16 protein-coding genes are annotated in these 17,610 nt (G+C 37.4%); 10 read left to right on the top strand and 6 right to left on the bottom strand.

The window, feature by feature from the left end; translation table 11 throughout:
• The first annotated feature begins 45 nt into the window (after window positions 1-45).
• Together ACFYKT_RS00405 and ACFYKT_RS00400 are read left to right on the top strand one after the other, a co-directional pair.
• Window positions 46-1,530 carry an aldehyde dehydrogenase family protein gene (locus ACFYKT_RS00405; RefSeq protein WP_389213829.1) on the top strand — a complete coding sequence of 495 codons (1,485 nt, stop codon included), beginning with the start codon at window positions 46-48 and terminating at the stop codon, window positions 1,528-1,530.
• A gap of 204 nt (window positions 1,531-1,734) precedes the next feature.
• Complete coding sequence (locus ACFYKT_RS00400) at window positions 1,735-2,334, top strand: SCO family protein (RefSeq protein ID WP_389213826.1); 600 nt, start codon at window positions 1,735-1,737, stop codon at window positions 2,332-2,334.
• Window positions 2,335-2,500: 166 nt separating this feature from the next.
• Here ACFYKT_RS00400 and ACFYKT_RS00395 read toward each other — a convergent pair whose 3' ends face one another.
• Entirely contained in the window at window positions 2,501-2,635 is a 135-nt protein-coding gene (locus ACFYKT_RS00395) for a hypothetical protein (RefSeq protein WP_389213824.1), read from the bottom strand.
• A 143-nt stretch (window positions 2,636-2,778) separates the two neighbouring features.
• Window positions 2,779-5,145 carry a penicillin acylase family protein gene (locus ACFYKT_RS00390; protein WP_389213821.1) on the bottom strand — a complete coding sequence of 789 codons (2,367 nt, stop codon included), beginning with the start codon at window positions 5,143-5,145 and terminating at the stop codon, window positions 2,779-2,781.
• A 233-nt stretch (window positions 5,146-5,378) separates the two neighbouring features.
• Between ACFYKT_RS00390 and ACFYKT_RS00385 the strand changes: the two genes are divergently transcribed.
• On the top strand, window positions 5,379-6,998 hold the full coding sequence (locus ACFYKT_RS00385; RefSeq protein WP_389213818.1) for an ABC-F family ATP-binding cassette domain-containing protein: 1,620 nt from the start codon (window positions 5,379-5,381) through the stop codon (window positions 6,996-6,998).
• 51 nt (window positions 6,999-7,049) lie between these two features.
• On the opposite strand, the gene ACFYKT_RS00380 is transcribed toward ACFYKT_RS00385, so the two are convergent.
• Entirely contained in the window at window positions 7,050-7,178 is a 129-nt protein-coding gene (locus tag ACFYKT_RS00380; protein ID WP_389213815.1) for a YuzL family protein, read from the bottom strand.
• A gap of 162 nt (window positions 7,179-7,340) precedes the next feature.
• Between ACFYKT_RS00380 and ACFYKT_RS00375 the strand changes: the two genes are divergently transcribed.
• The 5 genes from ACFYKT_RS00375 to ACFYKT_RS00355 all read left to right on the top strand — a co-directional run bounded on the left by ACFYKT_RS00375 (window position 7,341) and on the right by ACFYKT_RS00355 (window position 12,791).
• Entirely contained in the window at window positions 7,341-7,583 is a 243-nt protein-coding gene (locus ACFYKT_RS00375) for a YkuS family protein (RefSeq protein WP_389213812.1), read from the top strand.
• Between the two features lie 146 nt (window positions 7,584-7,729).
• Window positions 7,730-8,182 (top strand): cupredoxin domain-containing protein, encoded by a 453-nt coding sequence (locus ACFYKT_RS00370; RefSeq protein ID WP_389213809.1) that lies wholly within the window; start codon window positions 7,730-7,732, stop codon window positions 8,180-8,182.
• Window positions 8,183-8,429: 247 nt separating this feature from the next.
• Window positions 8,430-10,655: a formate C-acetyltransferase gene (gene pflB / locus ACFYKT_RS00365; protein WP_389213807.1), complete on the top strand. Its 2,226-nt coding sequence runs from the start codon at window positions 8,430-8,432 to the stop codon at window positions 10,653-10,655.
• Between the two features lie 246 nt (window positions 10,656-10,901).
• Window positions 10,902-11,633, top strand: a complete 732-nt coding sequence (gene pflA, locus ACFYKT_RS00360; RefSeq protein ID WP_389213804.1) for a pyruvate formate-lyase-activating protein — start codon at window positions 10,902-10,904, stop codon at window positions 11,631-11,633.
• A 426-nt stretch (window positions 11,634-12,059) separates the two neighbouring features.
• Window positions 12,060-12,791: an urease accessory protein UreH domain-containing protein gene (locus ACFYKT_RS00355; RefSeq protein ID WP_389213801.1), complete on the top strand. Its 732-nt coding sequence runs from the start codon at window positions 12,060-12,062 to the stop codon at window positions 12,789-12,791.
• A 270-nt stretch (window positions 12,792-13,061) separates the two neighbouring features.
• Here the strand turns inward: ACFYKT_RS00355 and nadE are convergent, their stop codons facing one another.
• Together nadE and ACFYKT_RS00345 are read right to left on the bottom strand one after the other, a co-directional pair.
• Window positions 13,062-13,886 carry an ammonia-dependent NAD(+) synthetase gene (gene nadE / locus ACFYKT_RS00350; RefSeq protein WP_389213798.1) on the bottom strand — a complete coding sequence of 275 codons (825 nt, stop codon included), beginning with the start codon at window positions 13,884-13,886 and terminating at the stop codon, window positions 13,062-13,064.
• Window positions 13,887-13,911: 25 nt separating this feature from the next.
• Entirely contained in the window at window positions 13,912-15,372 is a 1,461-nt protein-coding gene (locus ACFYKT_RS00345) for a nicotinate phosphoribosyltransferase (protein ID WP_389213795.1), read from the bottom strand.
• A gap of 190 nt (window positions 15,373-15,562) precedes the next feature.
• On the opposite strand from ACFYKT_RS00345, the gene ACFYKT_RS00340 reads away from it, so the two are divergent.
• Complete coding sequence (locus ACFYKT_RS00340; RefSeq protein WP_389213792.1) at window positions 15,563-16,144, top strand: biotin transporter BioY; 582 nt, start codon at window positions 15,563-15,565, stop codon at window positions 16,142-16,144.
• Window positions 16,145-16,225: 81 nt separating this feature from the next.
• Here the strand turns inward: ACFYKT_RS00340 and ACFYKT_RS00335 are convergent, their stop codons facing one another.
• Window positions 16,226-17,143, bottom strand: coding sequence for a lysylphosphatidylglycerol synthase domain-containing protein (locus ACFYKT_RS00335; protein ID WP_389213789.1), 918 nt, complete (start codon window positions 17,141-17,143; stop codon window positions 16,226-16,228).
• Between the two features lie 171 nt (window positions 17,144-17,314).
• Here ACFYKT_RS00335 and ACFYKT_RS00330 point away from each other — a divergent pair, with 171 nt between their 5' ends.
• Complete coding sequence (locus ACFYKT_RS00330) at window positions 17,315-17,602, top strand: hypothetical protein (RefSeq protein WP_389213786.1); 288 nt, start codon at window positions 17,315-17,317, stop codon at window positions 17,600-17,602.
• Window positions 17,603-17,610 lie beyond the last annotated feature (8 nt).

Genomic DNA, 17,610 nt, shown 5'->3' with positions numbered 1-17,610 from the left:
TTGCATCAAGAAATACATAGATTACTATTTTGAAGGAGGAGTAATATGAGTCAATTAACCGTTAGTTTAAAAGAAAAGGTAGAAAAATTCCTCAGCGGGAAAAAACATCTGTATATTAATGGAGAATTTGTTGAAAGCAAGTCTCAAAAAACATTTGAAACATATAACCCAGCCACTGGCGAAGTACTTGCCCATGTATATGAAGCAGACAAAGAAGATATTGATCTTGCCGTAAGAGCTGCTAGAAAGGCATTTGATGAGGGACCTTGGTCAAAGATGAGTGCAGCGAAAAGAAGCAGACTCATGTACAAGCTCGCAGACTTAATGGAAGAAAATAGTGCGGAATTGGCTCAGTTAGAAACATTAGATAACGGAAAGCCAATTAGAGAAACAACAAATGCTGATATTCCTCTAGCTGTTGAACATATGCGCTATTATGCTGGATGGTCAACGAAAATCGTTGGACAAACCATTCCAGTAAGTGGTCCATTCTTTAACTACACACGTCATGAAGCTGTTGGGGTTGTTGGACAAATTATTCCTTGGAACTTCCCTCTCCTTATGGCGATGTGGAAATTAGGTGCTGCACTAGCTACAGGTTGTACAGTGGTGTTAAAACCTGCTGAGCAAACACCACTATCTGCTTTGTATTTAGCTGAATTAATTGAAGAAGCTGGATTCCCAGCAGGTGTTGTCAATATTGTCCCTGGCTTTGGTGAAACAGCTGGCCAATCGCTTGTTGATCATCCGCTAGTTGACAAAATTGCTTTCACTGGCTCAACAGAAGTCGGAAAAATGATTATGGGAAATGCAGCGAAAACATTGAAACGCGTAACACTTGAATTAGGTGGAAAATCACCAAATATTATCCTACCAGACGCTGATCTATCGAAGGCAATTCCTGGTGCTCTTAATGGGGTTATGTTTAATCAAGGACAAGTATGCTGCGCAGGCTCACGCGTATTTATCCAAAAGAAGCAATTCGATAATGTTGTTGCTGATATGGTTAGTCATGCGAAAAATATTAAACAAGGTGCCGGTATTCATGCGGATACAGAGATTGGACCGCTTGTTTCAACAGAACAGCAAAATCGGGTGCTTGGGTATATCGAAAAGGGTGTTAGTGAAGGCGCACAACTTCTTGTTGGCGGTGAAAAGCCACAAGAACAAGGCTACTTTGTTTCCCCTACTATTTTTGCCGATGTTCGAGATGAAATGACCATTGCAAAAGAAGAAATCTTTGGTCCAGTTATTTCTGCATTGCCTTATGAGGATTTAGATGAATTGATCAATCGTGCGAATAACAGTGAGTATGGATTGGCTGCTGGGGTTTGGACACGTGATGTTGCAAATGCCCATTATGTTGCAAGCAAGCTTCGTGCAGGTACCGTATGGGTGAACTGCTATAATGCATTTGATGCTGCTTCTCCATTTGGCGGATATAAACAATCCGGTATGGGCCGCGAAATGGGATCATATGCACTAAATAACTACACAGAAGTGAAGAGTGTTTGGATTTCAATGAAATAGAATTATTAAGTAGGAGAAGGAACAGTATCGTTCCTTCTTTTTTTTATTCCGATAAAGTAGAATAACTCCCTTCCCTTATTTATGGTAAAATGATCTGCATAATTGAATTCTTGATTGAAAACCTATGATTGAAATCACATGTTCACATATTGTCCATAGGATTTTCAGTGAATATTCATTATCCTTATAAAGGGAGGGTTAATAATGAAAAAAATATATATTATTTGTGCAAGTATTGTTGCTCTTGGTATTGTAGCAGGCATTTCTTTTTTCTTGATTCGTGATATGACGTCTAAAATTCCAGATGATATTTCACTTGTCACCATGCATAATGAAGAGTATGATTTTTCAAAATCAAATAAGAAGCTTAAGTTAGTTGAATTTATGTACACACATTGCCCTGATATTTGTCCTACGACAACGCAAAGAATGAACTTATTGAAGAATGATTTAGTTGCAGCAGGTGTTTTTGGAAAAAATGTTGAATTTCTATCCGTAAGTATTGATCCATACCGTGATACTCCTGAAGAAATGGTCAATTATATGAAAACATTTGATATCGAGGATGATGGCAACTGGACACTGCTGACAGGAGATCCAGAGAATATGAAACAAGATCAAAAGGAAACGCTTGAGCTTGCTGAAACATTCCAGTTTCAGTACCGCGATCCTGGAGATGGTTTCTATGTCCACAGTACATTTGTTTTCTTAGTAGATGAGAATAATAAATTCATCAAGAAATTCCCGATGGGTGAAGAGTTTGATAAGGATGAAATTTTCAAAAAAATCATGAAAGAAATTTAAAAAAACGTTGAACGATTAAATCGTTCAACGTTTTTTTCTACATGGCTATGTTAAATAATTTTGTTGGTGCACACAATTGCCAGTGGTGTACCCGCTCATAAAGGTATTCATTCGCGTGCACACCACTGACTCTTTATCAACTTCATACATTACAAAGCTTTCTACATTAATTAGTTGTAGTTGACAGTCTTTTGTTCTGTGGAAGTGCAAGTAACATTTTTGATCTTGGCTTTGTAAAGCTAACGTTAATTCCTGCTTTTTTTAGACGATTTACTAATTCGACGAGCTGTTTTTTGGCCACAATAAAAACTCCTTTTTTATCCTGCCTGTATGGGTTAATTGTACATGATAAATATGAAAAAACTATGAACAATAGGTAGCTTTTTTATATTAATTTTGTAAGAATTTTGACTCATTGGTCCCTACATTTACTTCCCTTTACTCTTATGGGTGAAGAATTAATGTTTCCCCTTTTACTCGGTTCAGGTTTGTTTGATGATAGTGCCCCTCAACCCAATCCTTCATCTGGTTGTGATATGTTGGGCTTAACGGATGTCCTGATTGACCTGGACCCACTAGATGATTACCGGTACTCATATCCGCTGTATCAATAACAAATCTCCAAGAACCTCCATGGTTGACAGTCCCGTCATCCTTATTGGCAGCTGCTTGAACGGTCACAGAGCTACCTCCTACTGGAAGGCTCCCTTCTTTATTAAATAAATAATTTAATGGTTTAATACTAGAAAGAGAATGCGGGAAGTAAATTTGATGATATTCCCCCCACTTCCATTTATTCAAATGATCCCCCTGAAGTTCTGTTGCTTCTTCTAAAGCAAGCTGTAATGATTTGTGCAATACTTCTTGAAGTCCACCCTTTTCTGTGATCCACGGACCTTCAATGCCAGTTGCAGCCCTTCTTATTAGTTCATCGACTGCTTGTTTTTGTCCTTTGAAAAGCCCCCTCATTTCAGATGAAATTTCATCTTGAAAGAGAACATCAGAAATTTTCTTCATCCACAGACTAAAGATCAGTGGTGCTGCTTCATCTTTGTTATCAAGGTAATCCCAATCTTTCAAAATAGCTACTGCTTCTTTTTCCTTCTTACTTAATGAAGATTCTGGCATGTTAGTCAGAATCGGAACAAACTCTATTGCCTGTAAGTTTTTCTGATCCATTTGCAATGCCATCATGTCGTCTGCAGTTAGTTTTTTATCCGTTTGCAGAAATTCCTGAATCCTCATTTGTCTGTATGGCTGTGCCCAATCATTACTTATATGGTATGGATAGCTATTATCTATTACTTTATTGTTTGCAGTTGAAATAAAACCCTCTTCTGGGTTAATGGTTTTTGGCAGTTCATCATAAGGAATATATCCTTCCCATCCATATTCATCTGTCCATCCTGGTACTGGGATAATACCTTGGCCCTTTTTACGGATGGGGATCATCCCGTTTGCTTTATAAGCAATGGTTCCATCCTTTGAAGCAAACACAAAATTTTGGGCTGGTGTATGAAACAGCTCAAGAGCCTTTTCGAACTCTTCCCAGTTAGTCGCTTGATTCATTTGAATGATTGCCTCCAGTTCACTCGAAGGCTCAAGGGCAGTCCACTGAAGTGATAATACTTCTTCTTTTCCACTTTCTTCAGCAAACTCTGAAATGATCGGTCCATGACGAGTAATTGTCACTTCGTAATCAATTGTTTCTTTGTCTTTCACTTTAATTGGTTCCTTTACAATTATTGCTTCTTCCCATTGATCATTATAGAGAAATTCTGTCTGATTATCAGGGTTTCTTTTTTCAATATATAAGTCTTGAACATCAGGACCGGTATTTGTTACTCCCCAAGCAACATGCTCGTTATGTCCTAAGATAATCCCTGGAATACCGGCAAAAATCACTCCACTCACATTCATTGCTGGTGTTTGCAGATGCATTTGATACCAGATGGATGGAGTGCTCAGCGATAAATGAGGGTCATCCGCTAACAGAGGCTTGCCTGATGCAGATTTCTTTCCGCTGACAACCCAATTGTTGCTCCCATTGAATTCTGGCGGGCTGATGGCTGATGCCAAAGTCTTTTCAATATCGAGATTCTCAGCACTAATAATGTATGGTGCATCTGTTGGGTAGGATGGAAAAAGATCATAAGCCTTTTCTTCTGGGAAATTTTGCAGCAAATAATACCTGAATGCTTGGCTTTCCCAATGTCCCCCTAGATCATATGCCATATACTTACCGATTGTTAAAGAATCGATTGCATTCCACTCTTCTGGCTCATAGCCTAAAATATTAAATTCAATTGGCCACTTCCCATTTGCCTTCAGTTCCTTTATATAAATATTTACACCTTCCGCAAACCAGTCTAACACTTCTTTTGCCTCATCTGAATAATGATCATAAGAAATTTCTGCTGCACGTCTTAACCCAAGTGTACGAAAATACTTATCATTATGTACGGTTGCTTCACCAATTACTTCACTCAGTTCTCCTGAGGCCTGCCTCCTGCTTAAATCCATTTGAAATAGTCGATCCTGTGCTTGTACATACCCTTGTGCAATGTATAGATCACGTTCATTCTCAGCTGAAATATGTGGCACCCCTACCTCATCTCGCGTCACTGTAACAGGGGAACTAATGGAACCGATGGTCACTTCTCCTTTAGTCACTGGAATGGATCGTGAAATATATAAATATATGAATATGGCAGCAACTAGGATAATTGTTGCTAAAATAGCCAATGACCAAAGAGAGCGTTTTTTCCAGTTGGCTTTTGGCTTGGGATGATGATTTGGGATCATTTCCATTTCTAGCATGGCCTCCTTCTTTTAAGATCAGTGAAATTTTCTTTTCTACTTCTATTCGATTAATTTCTGAAACTTCCTGCCATTTGTCAAAAATTTCTGACACCTATTTAAATTAGTGAATAGGCAAAAAGTCTCTGCCCGGCATTTTTTAAATACATTTCAATAATATTCGCGATTCACTCATTAAAATGTTATAATTTACGGGATTATGTAATTTGGAGGAATATAAATAAATGATAACTGTTAGTAATGTAGGTCTTCGTTATGGTGATCGTAAACTATTTGAAGACGTTAATATTAAATTTACACCTGGTAACTGTTACGGACTAATTGGTGCGAACGGCGCTGGGAAATCAACGTTTCTAAAAATCTTGTCAGGAGAAATTGAATCTCAATCTGGTACTGTCCATCTAGGTCCTGGAGAACGGATGGCAGTATTAAAACAAAACCACTATGAGTATGAAGAAGTGGAAGTCTTAAAAGTTGTTATCATGGGTCATGCCCGTTTGTATGAAGTAATGCTGGAAAAAGATGCGATCTATATGAAAGCAGACTTCACTGATGAGGATGGAATGAAAGCAGCTGAACTTGAAGGTGAGTTTGCTGAGTTAAACGGTTGGGAAGCTGAACCTGAGGCGGCTATTCTCTTAAAAGGACTTGGTATTGGTGAAGATCTTCATACAAAGAAGATGGCTGATTTATCTGGTGGCGAAAAGGTAAAGGTATTATTGGCACAAGCCTTATTTGGCAAGCCAGATGTTCTTTTGCTGGATGAACCGACTAACCACCTGGATATTAAAGCAATCGGGTGGCTTGAAGACTTCTTAATTAACTTTGAAAACACAGTCATCGTCGTATCCCATGACCGTTACTTCTTAAATAAAGTATGTACACATATTGCGGATCTTGACTTTGGCAAAATTCAGCTTTATGTAGGAAACTACGATTTCTGGTATGAATCCAGTCAACTTGCTTCAAGAATGGCTTCAGATACTAATAAGAAAAAAGAAGAAAAAATTAAAGAGCTTCAGGCATTTATTGCTCGATTTAGTGCAAATGCATCTAAATCTAAACAGGCGACATCACGTAAAAAACTGCTTGATAAAATCTCTTTAGATGATATTAAACCTTCTTCTCGCCGTTATCCATTTGTTGGCTTCACTCCAGAGCGAGAAATTGGGAATGACCTTCTTCGTGTTGAAGGAATTAGCAAGACCATCGATGGAGTGAAAGTATTAGATAATGTAAACTTTATTATGAATAAAGATGATAAATTGGCTCTTGTTGGTACAAATGAACTAGCAAAGACAACTTTATTTAAAATATTAACAGGTGAAATGGAAGCAGACAGCGGTACTTTCAAATGGGGCATCACGACTTCTCAAGCTTATTTCCCTAAAGATAACTCTGAGTTCTTCGAGAATAGTGACTTGACACTTGTAGACTGGCTACGCCAATTCTCTCCGAGTGATGAAAGTGAGAGCTTCCTGCGCGGATTCCTCGGAAGAATGCTTTTCTCTGGAGAAGAAGTATTGAAGAAAGCAAGTGTTCTTTCCGGAGGAGAAAAAGTCCGTTGTATGCTATCAAAAATGATGTTAAGCGGCGCAAATGTTCTCCTGCTTGATGAGCCAACGAACCATTTAGACTTAGAATCAATCACGGCACTTAATAATGGATTAATCAATTTCAAGGGCTCGATGATTTTTGCTTCCCATGACCAACAATTTATTCAAACGATTGCTAACCGTATTATTGAATTGACACCAAATGGTTTAGTTGATAAACAAATGACTTATGATGAATATTTAGAGGATACGAAGCTGCAAAAGCAAGTGGCTGAAATGTATAAGTAAGAATAGTAATAAGCAGGAGGATTCCCCTCCTGCTTGTTTTATTCAATTTGCTTATTTCTTCTTTTTGTGACGAGCTGATGATGCAGTCATTCCACCAGTTTCCATATTTGTTGTTCCTTGCCCCTTCACTTCTGGAGAGCTTAATCCAGCTTTTGATGGATCTTTTTTTCGCTTTCCCATTATGTATCACCTCCACCCTTACTTTCTCAATTCAATTCCTATTTTATACTTTAAAAAAATATTCATGAGCATCTGTTCACGACCAAGTATTTTTCACATAGAAAAGGAGAATAAAAATAGATAAGAACTGGCATTATATCAACGGAGGAGGTGTGATAGAAAATGAAAAAAGTTGCAGTGGAACAATCGTTAACAAATATTTCGGAAGCACTTCGTGAAAAAGGCTATGATGTGGTCGATTTAAATTCAGCTGCTGATGTAGAGAACTGCTCTGCATGTGTTGTAAGCGGGCAAGATTCAAATGTAATGGGCATGCAAGATGCTTTAACTAAAGCATCTGTTATTGAGGCAAGTGGTTTATCTGCAGATGAAGTTTGCCAGCAGGTGGAGCAAAGATTGCAATAAATAAGTAACTAGAAAGACTAGAGAACAATTTCTTTAGTCTTTTTTTTACGAAATAAAAAAGAATAAGTAAGATAAAATAGACAAGTTCTCCTACCCTAACTGCATATCTATAATAATGGACAAACATTATTAGGGGGAGAATTGAGATGCCATTTTTTGTATTGAAAAAAAGATCTATTATTATGTTCCTTGTTTTAATTACAGTTATTGCTTCTGCGTCTATTTGGCTACTATCAAACACAAAAGCTGAATCTGTCTTTGTCCAAGATAATTCGGGAGAAATTCGAGAGATTCATATGGTTACAGGAGAATTTAAAGCAACTCTGTCAGATGGAAAAGAAATTGAATCGTATCGATGGGATCCTGGCACTATTTTTGTTGCGAAAGGCGAAAAAGTGAAACTGATGATTTCAGGTGTCAATGGTACCGAGCATCCTTTTTCGATAGAGGGAACAGACATTAATGGTGTAGTTAAAAAGGGAGAAGAAACCATTGTGCCTCTTCAATTTAAAAAAGAAGGTGTCTACCGATTAATTTGCCACACCCATCATGATAAGAATGAAAATGGACCGATGATTGCATATATTGTTGTAGATTAGTGCTAAATATAAAAAGCACCGGATTTTTCCGGTGTTTTTTTGTATATAACAGATCGTAAAATTATTCCAATCGTTATAGTACAGTTTATCAAATATGTACTCGAAAATAATAATTCTAATCCTAATTTATCAATGTTCACAATTCATTCGAAAAGTTTGTGAATCTAATCACAAATATTCTGTTATACTTAATTCATAGCAACATTGTCTCACCTGTACTATAAAATATTTAATGAGGTGGATCAGCATGGAACAATGGAATGGCTTTAAAACGGGGAATTGGGAAAAAGAAATAAATGTCCGCGATTTTATTATGAAGAATTTTACGCCGTATGAAGGAAATGATAATTTTCTTGAAGGGCCTACTGATACAACTATCTCCCTCTGGTCTCAAGTAATGGAGCTAACAAAACAAGAACGGGAAAATGGCGGAGTCCTTGATATGGATACTGAAATCGTCTCAACGATTACTTCTCATGGACCTGGTTATTTAAATAAACAAAAAGAGAAAATTGTCGGCTTTCAGACTGAAAAACCATTTAAACGCTCTCTTCAGCCCTTTGGTGGTGTAAAAATGGCGGTTGCTGCTTGTGAGTCCTATGGATATGAAGCCAGCAAGGAAATGGAGAAAATTTTTACCGATTTTAGAAAAACGCATAATCAAGGTGTATTTGATGCTTATACAGATGAAATGAGACTAGCTCGTAAAGCTGGAATCATTACAGGGCTTCCAGACGCGTATGGACGTGGAAGAATTATTGGTGATTACCGTAGAGTTGCTCTATATGGTGTCGATGCACTAATTGAAGCGAAACAGAAAGACTTGAAAGAAACTAGCAAGGTTATGAATGAAGCAAATATTCGCCTTCGTGAAGAAATCTCTGAGCAGATTCGTGCACTCAATGAGTTAAAACAGCTAGCAAACATTTATGGCTTTGATATTTCTAAACCAGCTAACAATACAGTTGAAGCATTCCAGTGGCTGTACTTTGCCTATTTAGCAGCAATTAAGGAGCAAAACGGGGCAGCGATGAGTCTTGGACGTGTGTCCACTTTTCTTGATATTTATATTGAAAGAGATCTCACAGACGGTGTATTAACTGAGCAAGAAGTACAGGAACTTGTCGACCATTTTGTCATGAAGCTTCGCCTTGTAAAGTTTGCAAGAACACCTGACTACAATGAATTATTCAGTGGGGATCCGACATGGGTGACAGAATCTATTGGCGGGATGGCTCTAGATGGACGTCCGCTTGTAACGAAAAACTCTTTCCGATTCCTTCATACATTAAATAATTTAGGACCAGCTCCTGAGCCAAACCTGACTGTACTCTGGTCATCAAAGCTGCCTGAAAATTTTAAGAAGTACTGTGCAAAAATGTCTATTGAAACAAGCTCTATTCAATATGAAAATGACGATATCATGCTTCCTGAATATGGAGATGATTATGGAATTGCCTGTTGCGTATCAGCAATGGAAATCGGCAAGCAAATGCAATTCTTTGGTGCCCGTGCTAATTTAGCAAAAGCTCTTCTCTATGCAATTAATGGCGGTAAGGATGAAAAGTTAAACATCCAGGTTGGTCCTGAATATGCACCAATTGCAGGCGAAGTGCTTAATTACGAAGAAGTAATGAGCAAATTTGACCATATGATGGAGTGGCTTGCAGATTTATATATTAATACGTTAAATATTATTCACTTTATGCATGACAAATACAGCTATGAACGAATTGAAATGGCCCTTCATGATTCAGAAATCATTCGGACCATGGCGACAGGAATTGCAGGGTTAAGTGTTGTCGCTGATTCATTGAGTGCGATCAAGTATGGACAAGTGAAAATACTCCGTGATGAAAATGGCTTAGCTGTCGATTTTGTTACAGAAGGAGATTACCCGAAATACGGTAATAATGATGATCGAGTAGACGAAATTGCAGTGGATATTCTTAAACGCTTTATGAAAAAGCTGAAAAAGCATGAAACCTATCGTAATTCTGTGCATACATTATCCATTCTAACTATTACATCTAATGTTGTGTACGGAAAGAAAACAGGAAATACACCTGATGGACGTCGTGCGGGTGAACCATTTGCACCAGGGGCAAATCCAATGCATGGACGTGATACAAAAGGTACCCTAGCTTCCCTTTCTTCCGTGGCGAAGCTTCCTTATCAATACGCTATGGACGGTGTATCAAATACATTTTCAATCGTTCCTAAAGCGCTAGGAAAAGATGATGAGAGTCGTATTCGTAATCTTGTATCCATTCTTGATGGCTATACAATTAAATCTGGTCATCACCTAAATGTAAACGTCTTTAATCGAGAAACATTAATCGATGCAATGGAGCATCCGGAATTATACCCGCAATTAACAATCAGGGTGTCTGGATATGCGGTAAACTTTATTAAACTGACGAAAGAACAGCAGCTAGATGTAATCAATCGTACATTCCATGAAACGATGTAATAAGAAAAGCTGAATCGCCTTGGTCATCGCCATACAAACTGGTAGGGCCCTGACTAAGATATAGGAAACACGGTTTTTAGTGAGCAAACCGATGTTGACGCAATCGTTGCGGAGGAGACCTGAAGTTTGATAGGCGATAGGACGCTTGCGCTAGACAATAATAAAGCGAGAGTGTAAAAGAAATCGGCTTACTTTTCAATTTCTTGCACTCTCCTCTCTAACCTCTAGAACGAAAGGAAGATCATCATGAACGGAAACATACATTCAATTGAAACATTTGGAACGGTTGATGGACCTGGTATTCGATATGTTATATTCACACAAGGCTGTCTGCTTCGCTGCCAATTTTGCCATAATGCCGATACTTGGGAGATTGGCACAGGCAAGCAAATGTCTGTTTCTGAAATCATGACCGATATTTCCTCCTATCTCCCTTTCATTGAAGCATCTGGAGGTGGAATCACCGTTAGCGGAGGCGAGCCGTTACTGCAAATCCCCTTCTTAATTGAGTTGTTTAAAGAATGTAAGAAATTAGGTATTCATACTGCCATCGATTCTTCAGGTGGCTGTTATTCGAATGCACCTTTATTTCAAGCACAATTAAAAGAATTATTGCTTTATACAGACCTTGTGTTGCTTGACCTAAAACACATTGACAAGGAAAAACACAAAAAGCTGACTGGCTTAACAAATGAACATATTCTAACTTTTGCTCGTTATTTATCAGATCATGAAGTACCTGTTTGGATTCGCCATGTTCTAGTCCCAACAATATCAGACGATGAACAGGATTTACGAAAACTTGGTGAGTTTATTCGTTCTTTGACTAATGTGGAAAAAGTTGAAGTCCTCCCCTACCATAAGCTTGGCGTATATAAATGGGAAGCGCTCGGACTGGAGTACCCTTTAAAAGATATCGATCCACCTAGTGATGAAAAAGCGGAATGGGCTCTTCAATTGCTTTCAAATGATGAATAATGAATAAAAAATGCAGTTTGACCCTTTGTCTACGCTGCATTTTTTATTTTTCTTCCCTTTCAAATACAGTATAATGATAGACCTGAGAAATTAAGTAAAAGCGAGCTGAAAACTACTTTTGATGCAAGAGTGTTAGATTTTTTTCAGGAAAAGCCACAATTTGAAATAACGCTTAAACAGCCACAGGATGCACATTTGATGTATGGTATTGTACGAAAAGCCAATCGTATTCTTTTAAATGTGGATGATGCAGCTGAGTTTTATCAAGAAGTTCATAAGAAAATAGAGAATATCGAAACTGTTTCTGAATAGGAGCAGTTTTTTTCTGATGGAAAAGTTTATGAATCTGTTAAAAATGCCAATCGTTTATAAGCAGTTATTTGTTATTCTTAATATAAGAACTTGCATCTAATCGGAGGAATGATCATGTATCAACTACTGAATGAACTTTCTCAATTATTAAGCAGTCCCTTTTTATCAATGGTTAATGAAAGCAAAGAGATTCCGCTACTTGGTGCTTTTATCCTCGGTATAATCGGTGCCCTTGCTCCTTGTCAGCTCACCGGAAATATTGGCGCAATCACCTTTTACGGAAATAAAAGTCTTCAGTCTAAAAGTCAATGGGCAGAGGCGATTTTTTTTATTCTAGGGAAAATAACCGTATTTACAGTACTCGGGTTTTTCGTATGGCTACTTGGGAAAGAACTTCAGATGATGCTGCCCAGCTACTTTTCGATTTTCCGAAAGCTCATGGGACCTTTGTTTGTTGTAATGGGTCTTGTACTAATTGGGTTAATTAAATTAAAGTGGGTGACGAAGTTGAGTGCGAAGCTGCCCTCATTTAAAGGAAAAGGAAAAGCGGGTTCCTTTTTAATGGGAGTTGCATTTTCAATTGCATTTTGCCCAACCATGTTTTCCTTATTCTTTTTTGGACTTATGCCGCTAGTTTTGAACGCTTCCTATGGAGCAATTCTCCCTCCTATCTTTGCTATCGGCACATCTATTCCACTAATCATTTTTTTGATGGTTGTTTATATATTGGGAGTAGATGGGACTCTGATAAGAAAGAGCAGGAAACTCGGCCAATATATTCAGACGGCTGCGGGAGTGATTCTGCTGCTAATTGGAATAATGGACACGATAACGTACTGGATATAAAAACTGAGAAAATGCATTTGATGAACTTGCAGAGTTTCATTATGTGATTTGAAAGTTGGAGTATGTTTTGGTCTATGGGACAAACTTAGGTGCAGGAAAAGAAAACGGTCTTATTGAATCATTCTACGAGACAACTTTAGGTAGATAGGCAAGAAAATTGTCCCATAGAATCAGTCTATGGGACAAACTTAGGTGGATAGGCAAGAAAACTGTCTCATTGAATCATTCCACGAGACAAAATCAAGTGGCAAGGTAGTGAAACTGTCCTTTTTATTTCCACCATGAATCAAACATTGAAGCTGGAATTTGTCTTTTATGTTCGGTCAGCAGGTAGCGTTTTTCGATTTTCTCTGCCACTTCCTTTTTCACTTCTTTGCCTTCGAGATAATCATCAAGTTCATCATAGGTAATGCCGAGTTCTGTTTCGTCCGCTTGTCCAGGCTTCTCGTCTAGAAGGTCGGCCGTAGGTACTTTTAAATATAATCTTTCATCCGCGCTTAATTCTTGAAGCAATGCTTTCCCTTGTCTTTTCGTTAATCCTGTTAATGGGGTGATATCTGCTCCCCCATCGCCATATTTCGTATAAAAGCCAGTTATTGCTTCTGCCGCATGATCAGTGCCGATAACTAGAAGCCCCTTTTCCCCGCCAAAAGCGTATTGAGCAATCATTCTCATTCTAGCTTTTACATTCCCCTTTTGATAATCACTTAAAGGTTTAGTTTGAACAATTGCGTTATATTCTTTTTCTACTTCATCAACAGCTGCTTTAATATTAAATACATACTCATGGTCTGCCTTAATAAAGGATAACGCAAGCTTTGCATCTTCTTCGTCTGCTTGCGTTCCGTATGGGAGACGAACGGTTACAAATAATGCCTCTTCATGGCCTTCATTTCTTAGCTCTTCAACTGCGAGCTGTGCTAACCGGCCGGCAAGAGTAGAGTCTTGTCCCCCACTTATCCCAAGTACATATCCTTTTGCTTTTGTTTGAATCAAGTATTCTTTTAAAAAGTTAATTCGTTGTCTAATTTCAGTTTTTGGTTCAATAACTGCTTTGACATTCAGCTTTTTCATTATTTCATTCTGCAAAGACATCCCTCTGCCTCCCCGTGTTTCTCTTTTAAGTTTTTTTTAATTTTTCTTTAATACTGTTAATAAGCTCCATTTTATTATCCCAGCATTTTTGACTTAAGTCGACAGGATACTCTTCTGGATGCAAGGATCGTCGATACTCATCCCAAAGTAATGACAAATTCTCTTTAGCAAAAAGTTGAATATCAGGAAGGCTTGGCAGTGAATAGACTCGTTTTCCATCCAGAAAAATATCTTTATGCAGCTCCCTAGCTTCAAAATCTGAGATGTATTTCTTTATGTACGTATGAATAGGATGAAACATTTTCAGACGTTCTTCCTCTTGGGGATTCTCAAATTCCAAAGCAATATAATCCCCTTCAGATTTGTTGAATTTTTTATTAATAATACGATAAACCCTTTTTAAGCCGGGTGTTGTTACTTTTTCAGGGTTCCCGCTAATTTTTATCGTGTCTGCCATTTTACCTGCTTCATCTTCAATGGATACGAGCTTGTAAACTGCTCCTAGTGCAGCTTGTTCATAAGCAGTAATTAACTTTGTCCCTACTCCCCAGACATCAATTTTGGCACCCTGCCCCTTTAAGTGCAAAATTGTATATTCATCTAAATCGTTTGATGCAATTATTTTTACATCATGGAACCCTGCTTCATCAAGCATTTTTCTTGCCTCTTTTGAAAGATAAGCGAGATCCCCGCTATCCAGTCGAATGCCAATAAAGTTAATTTGGTCACCAAGTTCCTTTGCTACTCTGATTGCATTTGGTATCCCTGACTTTAATGTATCATAAGTATCAACTAGAAAAACACAATTTCGATGTCTTCGTGCATATTTATGAAATGCAGTGTACTCATCTTTATATGCTTGTACGAGTGCATGGGCATGTGTTCCGGAGACAGGCATGCCAAACTTTTTCCCTGCCCTTGTATTTGAAGTCGATTGAAAACCGCCAATATAGGCTGCTCTTGCCCCCCATATAGCTGCGTCCATTTCGTGCGCTCTTCTTGTGCCAAACTCCATCGCTGTTTCTTCACCAACAACTTCTTTAATTCGAGCCGCTTTCGTTGCGATCAATGTCTGGTAATTAATGATATTTAATAATGCCGTCTCAATTAATTGTGCTTGTGCAAGTGGTGCTTCTATCCTCATAATTGGCTCGTTCCCGAAAACTAGCTCGCCTTCTTCTAATGAACGGATGGAACCTGTAAAAGTCAGTGTCGATAAATAATCAAGAAAGTCCTCCTTATAGTTCAATTCATCTCTCAAATAGGCAATATCACTTGCTGAGAAACGAAATTGTTCGATAAATTGAATGACTCTTTCTAACCCAGCAAATATACCATATCCATTTCCAAACGGGATTTTTCGGAAATATAATTCAAAAATAGCTTTTCTATTATGAATACGATCCTCCCAATAGGTTTCTGCCATATTTATTTGATATAAATCAGTATGTAATGTAAGACTATCATCAGCAAAATGCGAACTCATTCATTAACCTCCTAAAACGTTTGAGCAATCAAACACTTATGCTATTTTACCCTGAATTGTATTTGATTACCCAATCAGCAGTAACATCAATTTTTTAATATATTCTTGACAAAGAATTCAGTAAATATTAAATTTATATTGTTAACTAAAATATAAATAAGTTAACATATAAACGAGAAGGAGAAATGAAATGACTACTGAACAATTAAAATTAAGATCCATGATTGTAACGGCTCTATTTGCCGCGATTATTTGTGTCTTAGCACAATTAATCATTCCGCTCCCGCTTGTGCCTATAACTGGGCAAACACTGGCAATTGGATTAGCAGCAACTATTCTTGGTGCACGATATGGGACAATTTCTGTTCTATTATATTTAGTCATCGGTGCTTCAGGTGTCCCTGTATTTGCAGAATTCTCTGGTGGAATTTCTAAACTTATTGGACCTACTGGCGGATTTCTAGTCGGATTTATACCAGGCACCTTTATCATGGGCTATTATATGGAGAAAACAAGTTTTACTTTTAAGAATGCAATGATAGCGAATACGATAGGGATGTTTATTATATTAGCTTTTGGAACCACTTGGTTAAAAATATCAGCAGATCTTTCCTGGACAGCTGCTTTTGCTGGCGGGTTCACACCTTTTATCATCGTTGGTTTGATCAAAGCAGCTCTTGCTTCGTGGATTGGTGTCCTCGTTAGAAGCAGGCTTGTAACAGCCAAGCTTCTGCTTCCTATAAAGCCCATTGTAAAAGAAGAATCTATATAAAGTGAATTTAACAGTGAGGGATTTTTTAACACGTTAATCTGTGATAAAAGAAAAGGACTGCTTAATTACAGTCCCCATCCCTCACTGTTTTCTTTTGAAATATAGATGCTGGATAACGAAGGGCGTACCCAGTAAAGCAGGAAGAATATAATAGCTTAAACGATACAGCATCAGTATTAAGAGGCTAATTTCTGCTGGGACCCCTTTCGTTTCCATTCCAATGAGGAAAACAAGATCAAAAGACCCGATACCACCTGGAATCATGCTAATAATTCCTGCACAAGCTGAGATTATTACAATTGGAAAGATAATCAATAATGATACGGAAACACCTAATATATTCGCAATTCCCCATATACATATAACAACAAAAATCCACTCAAATAAAGAAACTGCCATTAATTCGCTAATATAGCCCCTTTTTAAATCACCCAAATTCCAAAAGGATTTCTTGAGAAAGAATATTATCAATAGGATTGGTGAATAGGCAGCCACACCCCAAACCGCAAACTTAATGAGCTTTACTTCAGAATAAATATGCATATCAGAAAATGCGATAAGCCATGATAATATAGATAGTCCGGTTAAATAAAATAACGACATTTTTGCGATAATTTGGATATACGGTACATTAGTTTGTATATATTTTCTATAAAAATAGGATCTTAAGGTTGCTCCTGCAACCCCTCCAAATCCAACAAGATTAGAGAAGGCATTTGCAGATAAAGAATAAAAAAAACTTTTTCTTTTGGGAATGCGAATATGAAATATTTGCATTAAGATCACATCATAAAAAAACATTGGTATTAGAGACACCAATCCAAGGATAAAAATAAAAATGAGTTTACTTAAAGAAAGTCTGTCCCAAAAATGTGAAAGTATTTCCCAATCAAAATCTTTTAATATTTCCCTTGCTTCATAACTGAGTAATACCAATATGCTAATTGGAACGATTATTTTTGCAATTGAAAAGAGCGTTTTACGTTTAGGTAATAACAAAATACCCCACCGTTCAAAAATTATTCAGTCCTCATCATTATTCTATCTCTCTCCCATGGAGTGTTCAACAAAAAACTTCTGTCTAAAACTCATTGGATATTATTCATAATTGCCCAAAATCAAATTTTAAATTATAATTTAATCATTGGCCTTAAAATTGGGGTGAAGTAGTTGATTGAATTTTTCATTGATATTTCAAATATTCCTGCAGAATATTCGATATACGTTAGCTTTCTGCTTGGAATGATGGTTAAGTATATTTGGGTTTGGAATATTGAATATCATTTTATTGATTCAATAAATAATGAGCGCGATTTGGATACGTCTATAAATCATCCACATCTGCAGTTAATCTATTTTAAATATAGAAATCCATTATTGATTTGGATTACAAAATGTATAAAGAATAAAGAAGGTACTACGGGTGACGACCCAGAAGACTTAACTCCTGTCTATTGACATATAAA

The organism is Cytobacillus mangrovibacter, from assembly GCF_042865275.1.
GTDB lineage: Bacteria > Bacillota > Bacilli > Bacillales > Cytobacillaceae > Cytobacillus > Cytobacillus mangrovibacter.
This window is presented reverse-complemented; position numbering and strand designations above follow the sequence as displayed.